Genomic DNA, 21,098 nt, shown 5'->3' with positions numbered 1-21,098 from the left:
CTATTTTCGATAGTTTTGAATTGACCGAGTTAGAAGTGCTAAATTTATTCGTTAGCATTTACAAAGGATATAAAAAAGTCAGCTCTAAACAATATAGAGCTGACTACTGATATCTAAGCTAAGCAGCATAAAAGCGATTAGCGCCTTTTACTGCTCTTAGTTAAATTTAAGCTTTATTAAGCTCAAAAATAAGCGATGTTTGCGGAAATGATATTGGCATTTGTAAGCCAAACTGCATTAACGCTTCACCTGTAAATGTTTGACCATTTACCGCAGCAATAGAAGATGGGCGATACTCGTCAAATTTTACCGGCCACACTAAATTAAGTGTGTACTGCGCATCGGCATCTAGGCCAACAAAACGAAGCTTATTAGGCGCTGTACGCGGTGTTTCGCGAACGCTGTTATAGGCAAATAACGCTTTTGTTTTTTGCTCATCGATTAAACCAAAGTTAATTGATAAATCGTCGCTATCTAGGCGGTATAAATCGGCGCTATGAATAAACTCACGATGCTCTTTGTGTAGTGCTATTGCCGCTTTAAGTGCATTGTATTCGTGATCGTTCAGTTCACGTGGGTCCATTTCGATTCCCATGTGGCCAAACATTGATACCGCAGCACGCATTTCAATACTTACATTACGCCCTGTGATATGACAATCACGTGGGCCTACGTGTGCCCCCATAACCGACGATGGGAAAAAGAACGAACATCCACGCTGTATTTCAAGGCGATCAAGCGCATCGTTTGAATCTGACGTCCATACACGGTCTGTGTGTGCAAGTACGCCGTAATCTACACGTGCACCACCTGACGAACAGCTTTCTATTTCAAGACCAGGGTGCGCCGCTTTAATACGGTCAATTAAACGATAAAGTGCCAATGTTTGCTGATGCACAGCAGGCTTGCCATCAAAATTACCCGCATGGTTAATATCGCGGTTCATATCCCATTTAATGTACTTAATAGTTGGGTATTCAACTAAAATATCGTCAATCGCTTTGTATAGGTACTCAACAACCTCAGAGCGGGTTAAATCAAGTACTAGCTGATTTCTAAAGCTTAACTGTTCGTTGTTTTCAGATCCTAAAACCCAATCAGGATGCGCGCGGTATAAATCACTATCTGGGTTGACCATTTCTGGTTCAAACCAAATACCAAACTCCATACCTAAGCTATTCACATGATCAATAACTGGTGATAAACCATCGGGGTAAATTTTGTAATCTACTGTCCAATCACCTAAACCAGCGTTATCGCCACGGCGGCCTTTAAACCAACCATCATCAAGTACAAAACGTTCAATACCTAACGGCGCTACTTTGTCGGCTAGCTGCTTAAGCGTGTCTACGTCGTGATCAAAGTAAATGCCTTCCCATGTGTTGTAATGCACAGGACGCATTTTTTCACGCTGTGCTTGGCTAAGTAAATTAGCTTTAACAAAACGATGAAAATTACGAGAAAGCGCACTAAAGCCTTCACTCGAAAACGAGCCATAAATGCTCGGGCTTTGATACGTTTGACCTTTAGCAAGCGTAAGCTCACCAGGAAGCAATAGCTCACCCATTTGCACGTAACGACGACCTTCAGCTAGAAGCTCTGCGCGTAGTTTATTGTTGCCGCTCCAACCTAAATGAAAGCCGTAACATTCGCCGTGCTGCTCGCCTGCATTTTCGTTATGCACTAATAAACCAGGAAATACATCGTGTGATGTTTTGCCTTTACGGTTTTCACGAACAAAACTGCCTAAGACTAAATCAACCGATTGGCGCTGGAATTCGTTTGACCAACGACCTTCAAAGCTCACTATTTTGCTTACGCTATCTGGCAATTGAAATGTTGGCGCGGCGCAAAAATTAACGCCCAGTGGTGAGCCGCCTAAATTAGTTAATACAGTATGTGCACTAAGTACGTCAGTGCTTTTATCAAGTGTAATGCTGTGCACGACTTCAATACCACGAAGCTTATCTACGCTTACAAATTCAAGTGTTGCGGCTGAAGGCTGACGAACTTCTTGAAGTTGTGGCCCTACTGACCATGCGATTGAATCATTTACTAGCTCAAGCCCTGGCGCACCAGTAAAGCCTTCGCCTAATAACGGAGATAGAGAAATAGGCGCTTCTTCAACCACGGCACATTTTACTTCTTGACGCGTAGCAAGCTGAGTTAGCATTGTTTCTGTTGTTTGCTCAGATAGGCGTTTACCAAAGTACAGTAACGCCGGTGTTTTGCTCTGGCAGTCGAAAATAACGGTGCTGTTTACACTGTCTAATCGATAAAATGATTTAGTGTCGGCCATGATTTTCCTATCCTCTTGTTCATTGTGTGAGTTATAAATATAACGAAAATTAGTAAGCTACACTATGTACTAAATGTATCTCTTTACTTGAGCCACAATCTATCAGACAGTGACATTCAATAATAATAGTATATATCATATAAATTAGGTTTTGATAGTCTTTACATCGCAAATAGTCAGATAAACTCACTGGAAGTACCACTGTAATAAAAAGTATTAAACTAACCTTCGCTTTGAAGTTCTCATGTTGCTTTTAATACATATAAAAAATCGGCCAGAGTTCCCCCATGACCGATTTTGTCAGCTTAAACTATTTATACGTTATTTTTGTACTTGTGCTTGGCCTGCGTCATCAAGTGCCGGTGTTTTACCTGCCCACTGTGCATTTAAACCAAATACCACTTTATTTACTATCAATGCAAAAGCGACACATACAATCAGTGTAATTGGCATTAAGTGAATGTAATGAATGTCAGTATGTAGTGGTGAGTTTGCAAATGTAAGCATGCCATACATAACCACACCTAAAATTACCGCTGCAATACCCGCACGTGCATCAACATTTTTAAATAATAAGCCCACTACAAAAATAGAGAATATAGGCATACTTAATAAGCCATTTAATTGCTGTAGTAAGTTAATAATACTGTCTGCTTGCTGGTAAATTGGTACAAGTACCAGTGTTAAGCTTGTTAGTAGCAATGTTACGTAACCACTTAGCTTTACAACACTTGGCTCTTTATTAAAGTACGCTTCGTGAATGTCACACACATATAGTGCTGTAGCTGAATTTAATAAGCTGTTGTAAGTAGAGAGTACAGCTGCTGCCATTGCCGCTGCAAACACACCGGTTAACCATGCTGGCATTACATCACCTACAATTCGACCATAAGCCGCGTCGCCAATATCGCCATAAAGTTTAAACGAAATAATACCCGGTAATACCACAATTGCAGGGACGATTAAAAAACGAATACCCGCAGCTGCAAATATACCTTTTTGCGCTTCTTTAACATTAGGTGCTGCCATTGCTCGCTGTGTGATTGTTTGGTTAGTACCCCAGTAATACATTTGAATAAAGATCATACCGGTTAAAAGTGTTGGCCACGGAATAGGTGAGTCAGCATCGCCTATAAGTGTTAAGCGCTCCTCAGGAATACCCGTAAAGTCATAATCAATCGCATTAAGTGCTAAAAATACGACTAAAACAGCCATGCCTAGTACAAGTATGCCATTGTAGGTATCCGATACAGCAACTGCTCGCAGGCCGCCAAAAAACGCATAAACAGCACCAATAATGGCAAATGCGGTGGCGATATACATTAGCGGAATATCAACCTTAAACATGGTTTGCATAAATAGCGCGCCAGAATAAATAACCGCTGGCATATAAATAAGTGCATTACCTAAAAAGAATAAACCACCAATAACAGCGCGAATATGTTTGTTGTTATAGCGCTTTTCTAAAAGCTCTGTGGTCGTTGTACAGTTGTATTTGTAATAAACAGGAATGAACACTTTTGCTAAAATAATCAAACCTATAATTGCTGCAAGCTCCCACCAAACCAGTAAAGCCATTTGGTTACCATTCATACCTACAAGCTGATCAGTACTTAAATTAGTTAATGTGATTGAACCTGCAACAAACATCCAAGTAAGACCACCGCCTGCTAAAAAATACTCTTTGGTTTGGCTTTGTCCGTTATTGCGATTTTGGCCTCGGCATTTCCAATAAGTAAGGCCACCAATTAAAGCGGTGACAAAAACAAAAACCACCAGCTGTAAAATGTTATCTGACATGTGTGTGTCTCCTGCGCGTTATGCGCAATGTCTGTGTAATAAAAAATGCACGCTACAGCGCGTGCGCATCTCGACTTAGTTCTAACTTAATCTGCTTTAAAGGCATAAGTTCGGGACGTTGGTTATGCAGCTTTACCAATGCATTTAACTGAAACAGTGAAATAAGCATGCTGTTAAGCACACTCAAGTAACCCTGCTTTTGTAGTTCTGCAATGGTATTACTATCTAATGTTTGCAGTTTGTCTTCATCAACGGTGCTCAAACCTTGAATAGTTTGGGTTTCGCCTTGTTCAAACTGCAATACAATATCTATGTTTTTAATGAGCCCTAACCGCGCAACTTCTTGGGTAAATTGATACGTTTGATAGTCATTTTTTAAGTCGCTTTCTAACAGTTTTTGCTGTGCACTTAAAAATAAACTCGGATTACCTTTAGCATCAAATAGTGCCTCACCTTGCTGCGTGTTTACGGCTGAGCTTTGATCATCAATCGCGATAAAATAATCGCTACTATTTGCTTCTCGGGTCATTAAATAAAGAGGCTGGGTTTGCATACATACCGGCGTGTAAAGTGCCTGCCATTGGTTGTTATTAACCAATAAACTTTGACCTGCACTAAAGCTGGTTAACGCTGATACTGTATAACTACCATTTTGTGTATTACGTGCTAAAAAAATAGGTAAGTCGCAGGCTGCTTTTGCTATTTCATTTGCTCTTAAATTAACTAAATGCTGCGTTTTTGCGTATTCAACGGCTGCATTGGGGTTAATTTTTAATGTTTGGTGTTTGGTGTTTACTAGTTCACTAATAGCCATAGTTATACATCCTTAAACTGGGTTAGCTGCTAACCACTGCTCTATAAAAGCACGGTGAGGCGGCAAAGTTTGCAACATCTGCTGTGTAAGCTGGCTGTTACGTTCAATTATTTGTTTGGCTTGCGCGTCTTGTGAATACAAATATGCTTGTTTAGTAAAGTCAGGCTTAAAGCCCATACCGTACAAAACATACTGATAACTGGCGGCAGGGAATAACTCTAATGCGCCATGAAAATCTTGAATAAGCGGGCCACGGCTTCCCCAAAGAAGTAAATCTTCTTGCAGGGTTTGTGGGATAGTATCGGGCTGTACATGTGCTTGCCAGTAAGGTTCTGGGCGCTTGGTTAGCATGTAATGCAGCTTTAAAAAGTCGATAATACGCTGCCAGCGGTAATCCATTTGCTCGTTAAAGCGTTTAGCTACTATAGGCATTACTTGTGTATCTGCTGGCATGTGCTCTGCTACAAAGCGTGCTGAAATTTCAACAAGCATAATAGCGGTTGCTTCAAGCGGCTCTACAAACCCTGCCGACATACCAATGGCAACACAGTTTTTATGCCAAAACTTCTCACGGTATCCTGATTCAAAACTAATTTTACGGGCAGTTAAACCGTTTGCTGCATCGCCTAAATAGTCTCTTAGGTTTTGCTCTGCTTCATCGTCTGATAAAAATTTGCTTGAATAGACATGCCCTACACCTCGGCGGTGCGTTAAACCTATATCCCAAATCCATCCAGCATTTTGCGCTGTTGCTATGGTATGGCTGGCAAGAAGCTGCTCGTTTTCATCGTAAGGGACTTGCATCGCCAGTGCGCTGTCGTTAAATAGCACGTGGTCCATTTTTTTAAACGGTACGTTGAGCGCTTGGCCTAATAACAATGATGAAAAACCAGTACAGTCTATAAATAAATCGGCGTTTATAGTGCGGGTTTGATCTTTTAGAGTAAGCTCATTTATTGCACCACCGTCATCAAGCTTTACCTGATCAACAGTACCAATAATATGCTCTACGCCAAGCTTACTTTTACAATGCTGTTTAAGCATTTCTGCAAAAGCGCCGGCATCTAAGTGATAAGCGTAATTACAATTACCTTGATATTCACCTTGCGCTATACCTCTTGGGGCTAAGCTTGCTTCGCAAATATCATGTTGAAAATTAGTTTGCTGTGCAAAGTCTTCAACATTATCTAAATATGGGGCTAAATCTATACGGCCGTAGCCTAGCGGTACAGTAAATGGATGGTAGTAAAAGTCATTATTGCCATGAGTCCAATTTACAAACTTCCCGCCTTGTTTGAAGGTAGCATTACAGGCTTTAAACACATCGACTTCACGCAAGCCTATTTGCTGAAGTGTGTTTTTCATCGTGGGCCAGGTACCTTCACCTACGCCAATAGTTGGAATGTCTGACGATTCAACCAACATCACTTTTAAGCCGTCACCATTTTGACCTTGGTGATACGAAGCTATAATTGCAGCGCTCAGCCATCCTGCTGTACCACCGCCAACTACCGCTACTGTTTTTATTGCTTTATTCATAATGGACTACTCTTTGAGTATTTTTGATAACGTTTTATACAACAAATGCCCGTTAGGGCATTTTGATTTAATGTGTATTCATTTTAGCCAATTAGGTTAACTAATATACATTACTGCTAAATTAACCTAATTGGTATTAGCACCTTGGTGCTGTAATGAAAACTAAGAGGCGAAAAATACGCCTCCATCATTAATTAAAACGATCCGCGAATACCAAACGCGTAACGTGAGCCATTATCTTCTACTGAATAGATTTGGTTAGCAAAACGACCTGTTTGTACTAGCTCTTCTTCAGTAATATTGATGCCTTCCGCAAAAATAGTGAAGTTTTCGTTAATATCGTAGCTTGCACTAATATCCCACTGACCGTAAGTTTCTACGTTCACTGGTTCACCGTTAAAGCCGTTATCAACTAAGCGTAAAAAGCCTTCACGGTTGTTAAATGCAACACGTGCTTGCCAGTTATCTTGCTCATAGAAAAATATTAAGTTTTGTGAATCGCCTAAACCTTCAAGTGCAAATGTTTGTGTAGTGTCTGCGCCCACGCTAATGTCGCTGTTTACTACTGTTGCATTGGCAATAAAACCAAAGCCATTTTCAAACATATGAGTTACACCAACTTCGTAACCCGTTACTTTAGCTGATTCGCCATTTTGAGGACGAGTCACTGTGTAAACTTCTGAGCTACCAATAAGTTCGTCATCTGCTTGGTCTGTACATGTAGTACACGCAAAATCAGGACCTGAGCGGTCAGTCATATCGTATGTTTCTGCACCTGTTAGGGTAACAATAAAGTCATCTACTTCTTTACTAAATACTGCAAAGCTAAATAAGTTAGCATCGTTGTAGTACCACTCGTAAGAAATATCCCAGTTTTCAGACTGGAATGGTTTAAGTGCTGGGTTACCACCACTTGCCGTTAAATTTTGACGACGTGGCTCGTTAAAGTTTGTCGCAGGAGATAGCTGAGACATAGTTGGGCGAGTGATACTGTCGTACGCTGCAAAGCGTAAAATCATGTTGTCTTGCAGCTCTAACTTAACATTGAAAGACGGTAATAAGTTTGAGTAGCTAGTGCCTTGCTCGATGTTCGTTGCAGGCCCAAAAACATTCTGAAACAATGTCGCATCTGACGTTGGTATTACATCGCTAATAAAGCTTTGTATTGCAGCAACTTCAATATCAGTTTCTGAGTAACGCGCGCCAAAGTTAACTGTTACAGGCATATCTGAAAGGTCAAAACCAAGCGTAAAGTCCATGTATAAGCTAGTGATGTCTTCGTTAATTGTGTAACGGTTATTTTGTAGTGTTGGTTCTACTGGGAAACCTTGATCGGCTAAGTAATCAAGCATTTTATCGCCATCGTAGCTATAAAATGTATCGATTAAACCAGGGAAGTAGTTACTCGCTGTATAAGCTTCAAAATCAATTGCATCAAGTGGCGCTTCTGTCCCGTAACCACAAAATTGACATTGGCTACCAAATACTTGGAAGCTTGATTTTTCACGCTCTTGGCGATAAGCACCAAAGTTAATACGCTCTACTGGGCCTTTATCTGGCACATATTCAAAATCAGCTTTTACTTCAGTAATTTCATCTTCATCTGTAAATTGAAGACCAATTTCATTGTAGTGAAGACGCGCTAGGCTTGGATCAGGCAATGAACCATTTTCAAAACCATCATGCTGTACAGTAGGAATACTGCCAGTACCGTCAAAAGTATAGCTATTAATAATACCTACAACGTTAAAACGGTCAGTACCTGCTCGGTCATTTTCGGCTGTTGAGCGAGATACATCAAATTTTGCTTTTAATGACTCGTTTACTTGCCAGTCAACGTTAATACCAAATGCTTTATTAGTTACATCACGTGAGTTACGTGTATGTGATACAAAATCACTTGCAGGGTCGCCACTTGGCGCGCCTAAGCCAACTTCTTGAGAGAAAGTTAAAAGAGTACCTGTTTCTGGATCAATCGTTGCACTACCTACGCGGTCTGGTTCAAACCAAGATGCTAAATCGCGTACTGTTGAATCAACTTCAAATTTTGAAATCATGCCATCAACAGTAATCGTAACATCGTCAGACGGTGCATATTGTAGTACTAAACTTGCGTTTGTTCGTTCGCGGTCTTGCTCATCAACAACTTGATCCCAGTTACGTGGAATGTAGGCATTTTCAAACAATACACCATCCGTTGGATTAGAGATTGTTTGGCCACCGCGCCAACCAGCCGTTAAAATTTGGTTATTTTGAAGTTTACGTTGTTGATTAGTGATGGCAAAAAGCACACCTAGCTTGTCATCGTTAAACGTATTACTTATTAAGAATGATGTTGATGGAGATACTTCTTCAGAAAGGCTTTCGTACATACCTTTAACTGAACCTAAAATATGTAAACCACCAAAATCAAAAGGACGTGCTGTAGTTACGTTAACCGTACCACCAATGCCGCCTTCTTGAAGAGTTGCTGTATTACTTTTATAAATATCAGCACCGGTGATTTGATCCGCCGCCAATACATCAAAATTAAATTCACGACCTGCACTGTCTGTCGCAATTTGACGACCATTAACAAGTACAGTATTAAATTGTGGACCAAAACCACGAATAGTTACCGCTTGGCCTTCACCACCACTACGGTCAATTGCTACACCTGTAATACGTTGCAGAGATTCTGCTACGTTTAAATCAGGAAATTTACCAAGATCTTCTGCTTTAATCCCGTCTGTAACAACATTAGATGCTTTTTTATCTAACATTGATGAACGTAAGCTGCTGCGGATACCCGTTACTGCGATAACTTCAACATCTTCATTTACTACTGTAGGCGTATTGCCTTCAGCGCCTTGAGCTGCAACGTTTCCGCTTGCCAATATGCCTGTGATAGCAATACTGATCGCGGTTTTCTTGTTGAACGATAACTTATTGTTAATTATCATTTTTTAAAAACTCCTGATTGTGTGTAGTCGTTGTGTCGTTGTGGTAGTGCATATAGTTTCAAATACTATTTATATTATAAATACTTTAAACCAGCAAAAAGTGCAACCTTTTCCTGAATTATGGATAGCATTTAATCACTGTATTTTTGCTTTTAATTTTCTTTAAATTAACATTAGAATGCTGTATTCACTCAGAAAAAGAGTAAATAATAACCTGTTCGTAATCCTCTCCCGGTAATAAATTAGCTTTTGGAAAATTTTCACGATTTGGCGCATCTGGCCAATTTTGCGCTTCAAAACACAAAGCTTGTCGTGCTTTAAAAGGCGCACCTACAAAGTTAGCGGTGTATAACTGCATGCCTGGCTGCGTACTTTTAAGGGTTAAACTAACGTTCGTGTGTGGCGAAGTTAATGTAGCCATCGTCTTTAAACTGCTGTCATCATTAAAAATATAGCAGTGATCAAAGCCATTTCCAGCTTCTAGTTGAGGATGAACGGCGCTTAAGGCCTCACCAACTTGAGCTGGCTTAGTAAAGTCAAAGCAGGTACCGGTGACTGATGCAGATTCATTAAGTGGAATACTAGTTGTATCAATAGGAAGATAGTAATTGGCATTAACTTGAACAAGGTGTTCATTAATTGATTCGCTGCCATCAAGATTAAAATAGCAATGGTTGGTAAAGTTAACGAGCGTTTCTTTATTGGTTAGCGCTTTAAAGTGCAGAGTAAGCTCGCCGTTTTTAGCGCTAATCGTTTGCCAAACCTGCAACTCACCGGGGAAACCTTGTTCGCCGTCGGGCGAGCAATAATAAAGTTCAACTTCACTTTCAGTTTGTTTGGTTACTTGCCAAAGTACTTTATTAAAGCCTTTAACGCCGCCGTGCAGGCTATTAGGGCCGTTATTTGCTTCTAGTTGATACTGCGTACCAGATAAGTTAAAACGCCCCCTTGCAATGCGATTAGCGTATCGACCTACTGTAGCGCCAAGATAAAATGGGTTTTCAAGATAGTATTGAGGATCATCGACGCTAAGCGTCATTTCTTGTTTTTTAAATTTAATGCTTTTTATTATTGCGCCAAATGGCAAAATTTCAGCTGTTAAATTTTGACCATCACTGAGCTGAATAACTTGTAAAGGTTGGTTATTGGCAATAGATGTCACACGCATTCTCCAATCAAATTACCGAATTAACATTTCCTGTTATAACGGCGCAACAATATATAATATAAATAGTATATAACTAGCGCTTGTAACTCAATCTAAATGCGTTAAAAAATCACGACAAATATTTACAGCTGCCATCATATATTTACAATAATTCAGCTCAGTATGGGCTTATGTAAAACATAAGCCTCGTAAGGTTAACTGCTTTGGTAAATGTGCTCGTTAAGCGCTGCTTTTTCGTCAATGCTAAGCGCTTGCTTTGATTTAGCAACAAAGTCGTACCTCACCATAACGGCCTTACCTATTGCGCAGCATTTATCGTGTTGCCATGCTTCCTGTCTCAGCGTAAAAGAGCTAGTGCCTATATGCTCTACAGAGGTTTTTACGGTCACTTCGTGGCCATAAAATAATTCGCCTACAAACGACACTTCAACTTTGGCGATAATCAATTTCCAATCATGTGGATTTAAGTCCGGTGTAAAAAACTTAAAAATAGGTCCACGTGCGACTTCAAACCATACAGGTAGTACGGTATTGTTAATGTGTCCGAGTGCATCTGTTTCGCTAAAGCGCGGCATCACTTTTTCAATAAACATAAAAATCCAATAATAATTATATAAAGGTAAACCATGACGGACTTTATACGCGTTGTTGATAACGCATTAAGCGATGAGTTTTGCGATGAATTTATTTCCACATTCGCGCAAAGCCCGCATGTAAAACAAGGGGTAACATCGGGCGGTGTCGACTTAAAGAAAAAAGACAGTCACGACCTACACTTAAATAATCACCCCGAATATGCACAACAATTAAAACATATACAACAAACGACTGCACAGCATGTTTTTAAGTATGTTGAAGAGCATATTTTTATGATGATTGGGGCATTTGGCTTAAAGGTCTATCACCCAAAAACAGGGGAAGTAGTCGATTTAACCCAAGAAAATTTTGAAGAAGTGGGTAAACCGCAATTACCTTTGCTAGTTCAGCAAATTTTTAGACTTGGTAATATTCAAGCGCAAAAATATGAAGTAAACAAAGGTGGCTACCCTTACTGGCATAGTGAAGTTTACCCGCAGCTACAGCACAATGAAGCTTTGCATCGCGTGTTGTTATTTATGTTTTATTTAAACGATGTTGATGAAGGCGGTGAAACGGAGTTTTACTATCAAAATCGTAAAATAGCACCTAAAAAAGGCACTATGGTAATAGCTCCTGGCTACTTTACACATACCCACAGAGGTAATAAGCCAGTATCAAACGATAAGTATATTTTAACATCGTGGGTATTGTTTAACCGTGCAGAACAAATATATGGTGCGCCAAAGAGTTAGCGCACCAAAATCAGTATTATTTAACCGAGCAGTTCATCAAATAAATTAAACAACTGATCTAGCTCTTCAATGGTGTTGTAGTGCATACAACCAATGCGCACTACACCGCCTTTATCAAGCACATCTAATTGCTTGCACAAACCTTGCGCGTAAAAATTACCATCCCACACACAAATATGCTGCTTACCTAAAAATTCTGAAACGGCGCGTGGCTCAAGCCCTTCAAAAATTAAAGCAAAAGTAGGTGTACGCTCATTTAAGCGATCAAAGTCATCAATACCAAACAACTTAATGCGTGGGTAGTTTACCAAGCGCGTTAAAAAGTGCTCACTAAGCGCCATTTCGTGTTGTTTAGTTTTAGCAAAAGCTATGCTTAACTTTTCGCGGCGTGAATGGCTATCGTCAAGTTCGCTAATTGCTGCAATGTAATCAACAGCAGCAATAAAGCCCGCCATAGCTTCAAAGCTTTGTGTGCCGGTTTCCCAACGACCTGGTGCTACGTCTTTAGCGGGTTCTACTTTATAAGGCGTAAACCCATCTAAATGTTCTTTTTTACCGTAAACCATGCCTAAATGCGGGCCAAAAAACTTATATGCAGAGCAGGCTAAAAAGTCGCAATCAAGCGCTTGCACGTCAACAAGTTCATGCGGTGCGTAATGTACGGCATCAACATAAACAAGTGCGCCTACAGCGTGAGCAAGCTCTACAATACGTTTAATATTATTAATTGAACCTGTGGTATTTGAAGCATACGTTACCGCTACAAGCTTAGTGTTGCTGTTTAATAAGCTTTCAAACTGCGCCATATCTAAGCTGCAATCTGCTTCGTTAATAAGCGCTGTATTTACCTTTACGCCTTTATCTTCTGCAGCTTGTTGCCACGACGATACATTTGAGAAGTGATCAGCATTGGTTACAATTATTTCATCACCAGCCTGCCAGCCACGTGAAATTGCACGGCTAAAGCTAAATGTTAGGCTGGTCATGTTTGGGCCAAACACAATTTGTTGTGAGCTAGGTGCATTAAGTAAATCAGCGGCGGCTTGACGCGCATTCGCCATCAACTCAACCGTTTTATCACTTGAAAAAAACGCGCCACCTAAGTTTGAATTATAATGACCTAAATAAGCTGTCATCGCATTAAGCACCGATGTTGGTACCTGCGAGCCACCTGGTCCGTCTAAAAATATTGGCGATTTACCATCAACGTTTTGCATTAATGCAGGAAACTGCTCACGTAATTGCGTTATGTTCATGCTTATTCCTTAAGACGTTAATACAAAACAATCCAGGTAACCTGGTTTGCTAGCATCAATTTTGTTCATAGGTGTTGCGTTATGCCACACTTGACGGTCGTTTATTAATGCAAACATGCCGTCTTTTATTTCCATTTTAAAACAAGGCTCAGCTTGCTTGTTTTCGTATACAAGTAGCTCGCCGCCTTCTAAGTTTTCATGAGAAACGCCGCATATACATACATGGTCAAAACCATCTTGATGCACGCCTTCTGGCGCTGCAGGTGTATCACTGTTAATTGCAAGCATACGGAACTGATGAATTTCAATATCACGCTGTTCATCAATACCGGTAAGTTGGCGAAACTCATTTACAATGCTTTTCATGCCTTCTGACTCAAGTAAACTTTGCTCTAGGTTTTCGTAAGTACGCTCTACATTACCTTGAAAAGTATTAATTGAATCGTCTTGAACAAATGCTTTGGTTTGTTGTAACTTTATTTCACCATTTTGCATTTTAACTACTGAGTAACGACGTTTACGAAAGGCACCATCTGCATAAGGATTTGCAGGCAGGTTATCAAAAGAAGGCTTAACCAAATCAATATTTGCTTGGTTAACAAAACGTAGTTGCAGTAAATTCTGGTTGTTTAATGCTGTCATAAAATCTCGCCTAAAATAATGAGAATATTGATGAGGATTTTAATGCATTTTGATAGGAATTTTTGCGCAATTACTTACTTTAAAAGCAACTTAAGACTAGATTTAATACAATAATATAAAAAAAGAAGCATGAACTATCTAATATTTATTTTAGCCAATAAAAAACCCGCCTAAGCGGGTTTTTAAACAAACTCTAAAAATTATACAGCTTGTTGAATAATCACGTTGTCTGCTTTTTTAGTGTAAGCAGGCATACGGTGGAAGTTCAAGTAACGGTATGTATCTGACGCCGTTGCATTGATCTTCGCAGCATACTCTTGGTACTCAGCAACTGTTGGTAATTTACCAATGATTGCAGCAATTGCAGCAAGCTCAGATGATGCTAAGAATACGTTTGCGCCATTACCTAAACGGTTAGGGAAGTTACGTGTAGAGGTAGACACAACCGTTGCTTTATCTGCAACACGTGCTTGGTTACCCATACATAGTGAACAACCTGGAGTTTCGATACGTGCGCCAACACGACCAAAAATACCATAGTAACCTTCTTCTGTAAGTTGGTCTTTGTCCATCTTAGTAGGTGGAGCAACCCAAAGCTGAGTCGGAAGTTGACCTTTAAAGCCATCAAGCAACTTACCAGCAGCACGGAAGTGACCAATGTTAGTCATACAAGAACCGATGAATACTTCATCAATTTTCTCGCCAGCAACATCAGAAAGAAGACGCGCATCATCTGGGTCATTTGGAGCACAAAGAACAGGTTCTTTAATCTCAGCTAAATCAATTTCAACGATATGCTTGTACTCTGCATCAGCGTCAGCTTCCATTAGTTCTGGGTTAGCTAACCAATCTTGCATTGCAGTAATACGACGTTCAATCGTACGTACATCGCCGTAACCTTCAGAAATCATCCACTTAAGCATAACAATGTTTGATTCAAGGTATTCAGAGATAGACTCTTTAGATAACTTAACAGTACAACCTGCTGCCGAACGCTCTGCAGATGCATCTGATAATTCAAACGCTTGCTCAACAGTTAGGTGCTCAACGCCTTCAATTTCTAGTACGCGACCAGAGAATTCGTTAATTTTACCTTTTTTCTCAACTGTTAATAAACCTTGTTTGATACCGTAGTAAGGGATTGCATGAACAAGGTCACGTAAGGTGATACCTGGTTGCATTTCGCCTTTAAAACGAACCAAAATAGATTCAGGCATATCAAGTGGCATAACACCGGTTGCTGCTGCGAATGCTACTGCACCCGAACCTGCTGGGAATGAAATACCTAATGGGAAACGTGTATGTGAATCACCACCAGTACCTACGGTATCTGGTAATAACATACGGTTTAACCACGAGTGAATAATACCATCACCTGGACGAAGTGAAACACCGCCACGGTTCATGATGAAATCAGGAAGCGTATGGTGAGTGCTTACATCGATAGGCTTAGGATAAGCTGATGTATGACAGAAAGACTGCATTGTTAAATCTGCAGAGAAACCTAAACATGCTAGATCTTTAAGTTCATCACGTGTCATAGGACCTGTTGTATCTTGCGAACCAACAGTTGTCATTTTAGGCTCACAGTACTGACCTGGGCGAATACCTGCAACGTTACATGCTTTACCAACCATTTTTTGCGCTAGTGTGAAGCCTTTATCAGAAACTTCTGTTGCTGTTGGTACTTTAAATGTATCAGTTGCACCTAAGCCAAGAGATGTACGCGCTTTATCAGTTAAACCACGACCGATAATTAGTGGAATACGACCACCAGCACGAACTTCATCTAAAATCACATCAGATTTAAGCTCAAAAGTAGAAATCACTTTATCAGTACCATGCTGCTTAACAACACCTTCGTACGGATAAATGTCGATTTGCTCTCCCATGTTAAGTTCATCAACATTTAATTCGATTGGTAATGCGCCTGAATCTTCCATTGTATTGAAGAAGATTGGAGCAATTTTATTACCTAAACATACACCGCCAACACGCTTGTTTGGTACAAACGGGATATCATCGCCCATAAACCAAAGTACAGAGTTAGTTGCAGACTTACGAGAAGAACCCGTACCAACAACATCACCTACGTAAGCAAGTGGTAAACCTTTAGTTTTTAATTCTTCAAGCTGAGTAATTGGACCAACTTCGCCCGCTTTATCAGGTGTAATACCGTCGCGTTCAATTTTTAGCATTGCTAAAGCATGAAGTGGGATATCTGGACGAGACCATGCATCTGGTGCAGGAGACAAGTCATCAGTATTTGTTTCGCCAGTTACTTTAAATACAGTAACTGAGATCTTTTCAGCAACAGCTGGCTTATTAGTAAACCATTCTGCATTTGCCCAAGACTCAATAATTTGCTTAGCAAATGTATTACCGGCTTTTGCTTTTTCTTCTACATCGTAAAACGCATCAAACATAAGTAATGTATTTGAAAGGCCTTTAACTACGATTGGTGCAAGTGTTTCGTCATCAAGTAGGTCAATCATTGGTGCGATATTGTAACCACCCAACATTGTACCTAATAATTCTGCCGCTTTTTCTTTAGAAACAAGTGGAGAATTAGTTTCACCTTTAGCTACAGCTGCTAAGAAGCCCGCTTTAATATAAGCAGCATCATCAACACCTGCTGGTATACGCTGAATGAACAAATCTAAAATGAATTCTTCTTCACCTGCTGGTGGAGTTTTGATTAATTCAATAAGATCAGCAGTTTGCTGAGCATCTAATGGCGCTGGTACGATACCTAACGCGGCACGTTCTTCTACGTGTTTACGATATTCTTGTAGCACAATATTGCCCTCTTGGTGACGTGAAAGTATCCGGTAGCGCTTCAAGCGCAAATAAGTTACCCAATACTTATAGTATTCTAACGCGTAATTATAAAGCTTTTATGGATAGATGAAAATCCATCCAGTTACGCAACTGATTATACCGATTATAAATACTATGAATAGTGGTTGTAGTAAAAACTATTTTCATGAATACTTGTTAAGTAAGAATCATTACCATTAACCAATATTAATTTATTACAGGCATAAAAAAACCCAGCACTTGGCTGGGTTTTTATTACAAACTATTTAATTAACGTAAAACTTTAACGTTTTTGATAGTTTTGATATGCGCTTCTACACGACGGTTTTCTGCGTTTGCAGCTTTAGTGTTTGCATCATTTTTAAGACGCTCTTCACCTAAACCAACTGTAGTAATACGGTCTTTAGCAATGCCATCAGAAACTAATTGCTTAGCTACTGCATCAGCACGTTTTTTAGATAACCATTTGTTGTAAGTTGCTTTACCTACAGAAGAAGTGTGACCTTCTAAAAGTACTGTTGTATCTGGGTACTCTTTTAAGAATGCAGATACTTTTTCAATATCGTTTAAGTACTGAGTAGATACTGCTGAAGCATTGTTAGGGAAAGTCACTAATAAGCTTACAGTTACTTCTTTGTCTTCATATAAAGTACAACCAGTGCCATCAACTGCATCAGTCATGGGTGTGTTAGCACACTTATCATCTGCATCAGCAATGTTGTCGTTGTCGCTATCTGTAGGAGCTACAGCTACTTCAACAACTTCAGGAGCAGGTTTAACTGGCTCTACAGGAGCTGAATTTTGGCCAAATAAGTAGTTAATACCAATTTTAGCGCCTACATCTGTATAACCTTTATCAAGACCTTGGTATACAGCTGTTTCAGCATTAACAAATAAACCATCTGTAATGAAATGTTGGTAACCAACACCTGCATTTAGGAATGTATTGTCATTTACTATGTCCATTTCTTTAATACCGAAAAGACCGTAGAAAGGACCGCCATCAATGTGGTAAAGAGCATCAATACCGTAACGTTCGCCATCAACATTGTCGCGGTTGCCATTTACTTTATCAAAAGCATTAAAGTCCATATCTGCATACTCAAGACGTGCGCTCCAGTAATCACTGAAACGGTAACCAGCTTCTACACCCCAGCCAGTTGACTCGTTTACGTCAAGGCCATTTTGCCCACGGATGTTTCTCCAAGATGCGTCATAGTAGTCGCCAAAAGCGCCAATGTAGAAACCAGGCTCTTTATCAGCAGCGAATGAAGATGCGCTAGTTGCAGCTAACGCGATTGCGATTGTAAGTGATTTTAATTTCATTGTTTTCTTCCCATTTGAACAATTTAAAATTGTAGCTAATCAATACTAGCTCAATCAGTTTTATATAGACTAACTGAGCCTTTGTTAATCAATACTTAACGAAAAATAAAGTTTATAACTTTTTTCTATGCCCAGTCACAACACACATCCACTTACTATAGGCGAAATTAAAACTTTATTGAAAAATAAGTATAGTAGTTTTTGTAGATTAGTATTGAGCAAGGAATGTAAGGGCAATTAAATAAAATGCACTTAGTATATGCACAAAAATATTGCCTCACTTTAATTCGGCGCATAATACCACCAGAGTTTTCATTCCCAAACATATATGCTCACATTTGGTTGAAAAATGACTCTTTTGAATCATGTAGTTACATTAAATTCTAACAATTAAGTACCACAAAAAGTCTGGTAATCATTATCATTTATCGGCGTAGCTTGAAATTCTGATAATTTTTCACTGTCAGAATACGGGTTACTGGCTATTTTCATAAAGCGCTGTAGTAACTCACTAGCCCCTGCAGCATTATACTCTGCAATTATTTTTTCGATCACATGATTACGAGGAATTACACGAGGATTTGCCGCTCTCATTACTTCATAACTATTATCGTCGGTTAAGCTTACCCACTTAGCTCTCCATTCAATTAGCGACTCTGGTATTACTACTTCTTCTTTTAAGGATTCAGTAAGCGCATCGAAAGTATTGGTGTAGTCGAGCTGGTTATCTTTTAATAGTGTTAACAACTCTGCGATTAACTCGCCGCTACTATTACAAGATTCATTTAAACCCAGTTTTTGTGCCCACATAGCCGTAAACTCAGTATTAAACTGCTCAGCAAAACTATTAATAAATGGCGTCATTAATGAAACCGCTTGCTCGTCATCATCGCTAATAAGTGGTATTAAACTCTCAGCTAAGCGAGCACAGTTCCAGTTAGCTATATTAGGTTGATTACCAAATGCATACCGACCTTGTTTGTCGATAGAGCTAAATACGGTATCAAAGTCAAAGCTATTCATCATGGCACACGGGCCGTAATCAATGGTTTCTCCGTTTACTAGCGTATTATCGGTATTCATTACTCCGTGAATAAAGCCAACACGCATCCAGCTCACAACTAGCTTAACTTGGTTTTTAATCACAGCGCCTAAAAATGCTAAATAACGCTGCGATCCTGTATCGGTTATTTCTGGGTAGTGTCGATCAATGGCTAAATCGGCTAATTTTTTAAGCCCTTCAACATCGCCTTGCGTTGCTAAATATTGAAACGAGCCAACACGAATATGGCTCGTTGCTAAACGAGTCACTATTGCGCCTGCTTGTGGCGGATTGCGATAAACCGTTTCACCACTACCAACAACAGCTAAGCAGCGTGTGGTTTTAATGCCTAGTGCATGCATTGCCTCGCTCATTACGTATTCACGAATAGCAGGACCAAGAGCACAACGCCCATCTCCCCCTCTTGAGTAAGGAGTAGCACCAGAGCCTTTTAATTGAATATCCCACAACTGGTTTTTATCATCATTAATAGCGCCCAGCAAATGCGCTCGCCCATCGCCTAAACGTGGTGAAAAATGCCCAAATTGGTGCCCAGAGTAACCAAGTGCTACCGCAGGAATCGCCTGTTTCTCGTTACCGCTAAAAGTGCTGGCACGCAAATCAGCTGCAACGTTAATATTAAACTCTTTTGCTAAGCTCTCATTCCACAGCAATAACTGAGGAGAGGCAACACTTGCAGGAAAATCTTCTATCGCAAAGTTTTCCGTAATGTCTGTGTATCTTGGCACTAATTTCATGGTAATTCCTATTATTGCTGACTTATACCAACACGGTTGTCACCAACGCCATAAGCAACAATTAAACTTAACTCTTGCATACTTAAGCCGCTTTGCTTTTGCATTTCATTAAAAAAAGCTTGGGCTGCACTCAGTGATTTTTTAGTTTGTAAGCCGCCGTCTATAATTTTATGAGCACGTAAGTAATTCTCTAAGTCTCTAATCACATCTATGAATTTCTTTAAAATGTTACTAATCATGTTTAATGCGGTTTTAGCCTTAGTAACAAAAACTGTTGTAAAAATGAAGGCATTATTTAATTTCACATTATTTTTCAGAAGCAATGTTACTATTTTTAATCCGAGTTATTTAGGATAACCCAACATGGTTATCACCTATGGAATACGCAACAATTTGACTTATCTCTTGCAAACTAAGCTTCGATTCGGACTGCCATTTCAAGAATGTTTCTTGGATAGTATTTAAACTTCGTTTAGTAGTAAGGCCCCCATCTATTAGTCCATAGCTTCTAAAGTATGCTTCTACATCTTTGCTAAGTATAAAAGTATCCTTACCTAGTTTACGTAAAGCATAAGGCCCAGTATTGCCTCCCAACCTGCTACCATTAGCTTTTAAGTATGCCCATAATCCAATGATGTTTTTATCAGGCCACTCAGCAAGCCATTTTCCAACTGAGCCATATTCATCGCTAATTTCTTTTAGCATGAATGCATTTTCCCGAATCGTTCTTACCTTATTGTAATTGCGTATAATTGCAGGATCTTTGGCTTTACGTTCAAGCATGTCATCAGGCATCATAATTAATTTTTCAATATCGAATCCCCAAAATACATCTTCAAATGACTCCCACTTTTTCTCAACAACGGACCAGACAAATCCTGATTGAAAAACCTTCTTAGTCATTTCAGATAAAACTCGATCATTAGAAATGTGACGCAGCTCATCTGCATTTAAAGGCTTACTTATTAAACTTAATAATGCTTGTTCGCCACCTTTTCTATCTACAGCTCGCAAATATAGTTTTTCGAAGTTTTCCATTCTAATTTGCCTCAAATTATGTGCTTGATTTATCAGTAAATAAAGTCTACTTGTTACTGATGATATATAAAAGTCTAGATTTTATTTTTGTTTATGAGTGCTATTAATTATTCTTCACACCGTACTTTAATGGCCTAAGAGCAAGGTAACAAAATCCCTTTTAAACTTACGCATAAACCATACATGGTATATCAGACTTAATTTAGAATGTTAGAACAATACAATATTAAAAGTTTGTAATCTCTCGCAACTGAATTTATTTAACGGCAATCCAAATTCCTGATTCCTCACACCCTAAATTAACAAAAAAAGCTAAAATGCTC

15 protein-coding genes are annotated in these 21,098 nt (G+C 39.5%); 1 reads left to right on the top strand and 14 read right to left on the bottom strand.

Going from position 1 to position 21,098, the window contains the following annotated elements; translation table 11 throughout:
* Positions 1-166: 166 nt before the first annotated feature.
* The 7 genes from I6F42_RS13450 to I6F42_RS13420 all read right to left on the bottom strand — a co-directional run bounded on the left by I6F42_RS13450 (position 167) and on the right by I6F42_RS13420 (position 11,155).
* Positions 167-2,299, bottom strand: a complete 2,133-nt coding sequence (locus I6F42_RS13450; RefSeq protein ID WP_197152460.1) for an alpha-galactosidase — start codon at positions 2,297-2,299, stop codon at positions 167-169.
* A 321-nt stretch (positions 2,300-2,620) separates the two neighbouring features.
* Positions 2,621-4,099, bottom strand: coding sequence for an SLC5 family protein (locus I6F42_RS13445; RefSeq protein WP_007580003.1), 1,479 nt, complete (start codon positions 4,097-4,099; stop codon positions 2,621-2,623).
* 52 nt (positions 4,100-4,151) lie between these two features.
* Entirely contained in the window at positions 4,152-4,913 is a 762-nt protein-coding gene (locus I6F42_RS13440) for a SapC family protein (RefSeq protein ID WP_165725944.1), read from the bottom strand.
* A gap of 12 nt (positions 4,914-4,925) precedes the next feature.
* On the bottom strand, positions 4,926-6,452 hold the full coding sequence (locus I6F42_RS13435; RefSeq protein WP_197152459.1) for a tryptophan halogenase family protein: 1,527 nt from the start codon (positions 6,450-6,452) through the stop codon (positions 4,926-4,928).
* Between the two features lie 194 nt (positions 6,453-6,646).
* Positions 6,647-9,394: a TonB-dependent receptor gene (locus I6F42_RS13430; RefSeq protein ID WP_197152457.1), complete on the bottom strand. Its 2,748-nt coding sequence runs from the start codon at positions 9,392-9,394 to the stop codon at positions 6,647-6,649.
* Positions 9,395-9,581: 187 nt separating this feature from the next.
* A complete protein-coding gene (locus tag I6F42_RS13425; protein ID WP_197152455.1) occupies positions 9,582-10,556 on the bottom strand; it encodes an aldose epimerase family protein in 975 nt (324 codons plus the stop codon).
* A 200-nt stretch (positions 10,557-10,756) separates the two neighbouring features.
* Positions 10,757-11,155, bottom strand: a complete 399-nt coding sequence (locus I6F42_RS13420) for a thioesterase family protein (RefSeq protein ID WP_007579993.1) — start codon at positions 11,153-11,155, stop codon at positions 10,757-10,759.
* Between the two features lie 33 nt (positions 11,156-11,188).
* Here I6F42_RS13420 and I6F42_RS13415 point away from each other — a divergent pair, with 33 nt between their 5' ends.
* On the top strand, positions 11,189-11,893 hold the full coding sequence (locus I6F42_RS13415; protein WP_197152453.1) for a 2OG-Fe(II) oxygenase: 705 nt from the start codon (positions 11,189-11,191) through the stop codon (positions 11,891-11,893).
* A 20-nt stretch (positions 11,894-11,913) separates the two neighbouring features.
* Here the strand turns inward: I6F42_RS13415 and I6F42_RS13410 are convergent, their stop codons facing one another.
* From I6F42_RS13410 to I6F42_RS13380, 7 genes are all read right to left on the bottom strand, one after another.
* Positions 11,914-13,149: a cysteine desulfurase-like protein gene (locus I6F42_RS13410; protein ID WP_197152451.1), complete on the bottom strand. Its 1,236-nt coding sequence runs from the start codon at positions 13,147-13,149 to the stop codon at positions 11,914-11,916.
* Positions 13,150-13,158: 9 nt separating this feature from the next.
* Positions 13,159-13,791 (bottom strand): 2OG-Fe dioxygenase family protein, encoded by a 633-nt coding sequence (locus I6F42_RS13405; protein ID WP_007579988.1) that lies wholly within the window; start codon positions 13,789-13,791, stop codon positions 13,159-13,161.
* 200 nt (positions 13,792-13,991) lie between these two features.
* Entirely contained in the window at positions 13,992-16,589 is a 2,598-nt protein-coding gene (gene acnB / locus I6F42_RS13400) for a bifunctional aconitate hydratase 2/2-methylisocitrate dehydratase (RefSeq protein ID WP_101163270.1), read from the bottom strand.
* A 292-nt stretch (positions 16,590-16,881) separates the two neighbouring features.
* Complete coding sequence (locus I6F42_RS13395; RefSeq protein ID WP_197152449.1) at positions 16,882-17,937, bottom strand: OmpA family protein; 1,056 nt, start codon at positions 17,935-17,937, stop codon at positions 16,882-16,884.
* A 390-nt stretch (positions 17,938-18,327) separates the two neighbouring features.
* Complete coding sequence (locus I6F42_RS13390; RefSeq protein ID WP_010554806.1) at positions 18,328-19,737, bottom strand: YdiU family protein; 1,410 nt, start codon at positions 19,735-19,737, stop codon at positions 18,328-18,330.
* Positions 19,738-19,748: 11 nt separating this feature from the next.
* Positions 19,749-20,042 carry a hypothetical protein gene (locus I6F42_RS20420; RefSeq protein ID WP_374939249.1) on the bottom strand — a complete coding sequence of 98 codons (294 nt, stop codon included), beginning with the start codon at positions 20,040-20,042 and terminating at the stop codon, positions 19,749-19,751.
* Between the two features lie 43 nt (positions 20,043-20,085).
* On the bottom strand, positions 20,086-20,775 hold the full coding sequence (locus I6F42_RS13380; protein ID WP_182674071.1) for a DNA-3-methyladenine glycosylase I: 690 nt from the start codon (positions 20,773-20,775) through the stop codon (positions 20,086-20,088).
* Between the last annotated feature and the right edge of the window lie 323 nt (positions 20,776-21,098).

The sequence above is a fragment of the Pseudoalteromonas sp. SWYJZ12 genome (assembly GCF_015864395.1).
Taxonomy (GTDB): domain Bacteria; phylum Pseudomonadota; class Gammaproteobacteria; order Enterobacterales; family Alteromonadaceae; genus Pseudoalteromonas; species Pseudoalteromonas arctica.
Note: the sequence above shows the minus strand (reverse complement) of the source record. Positions and strands in the feature narration are given on the sequence as shown.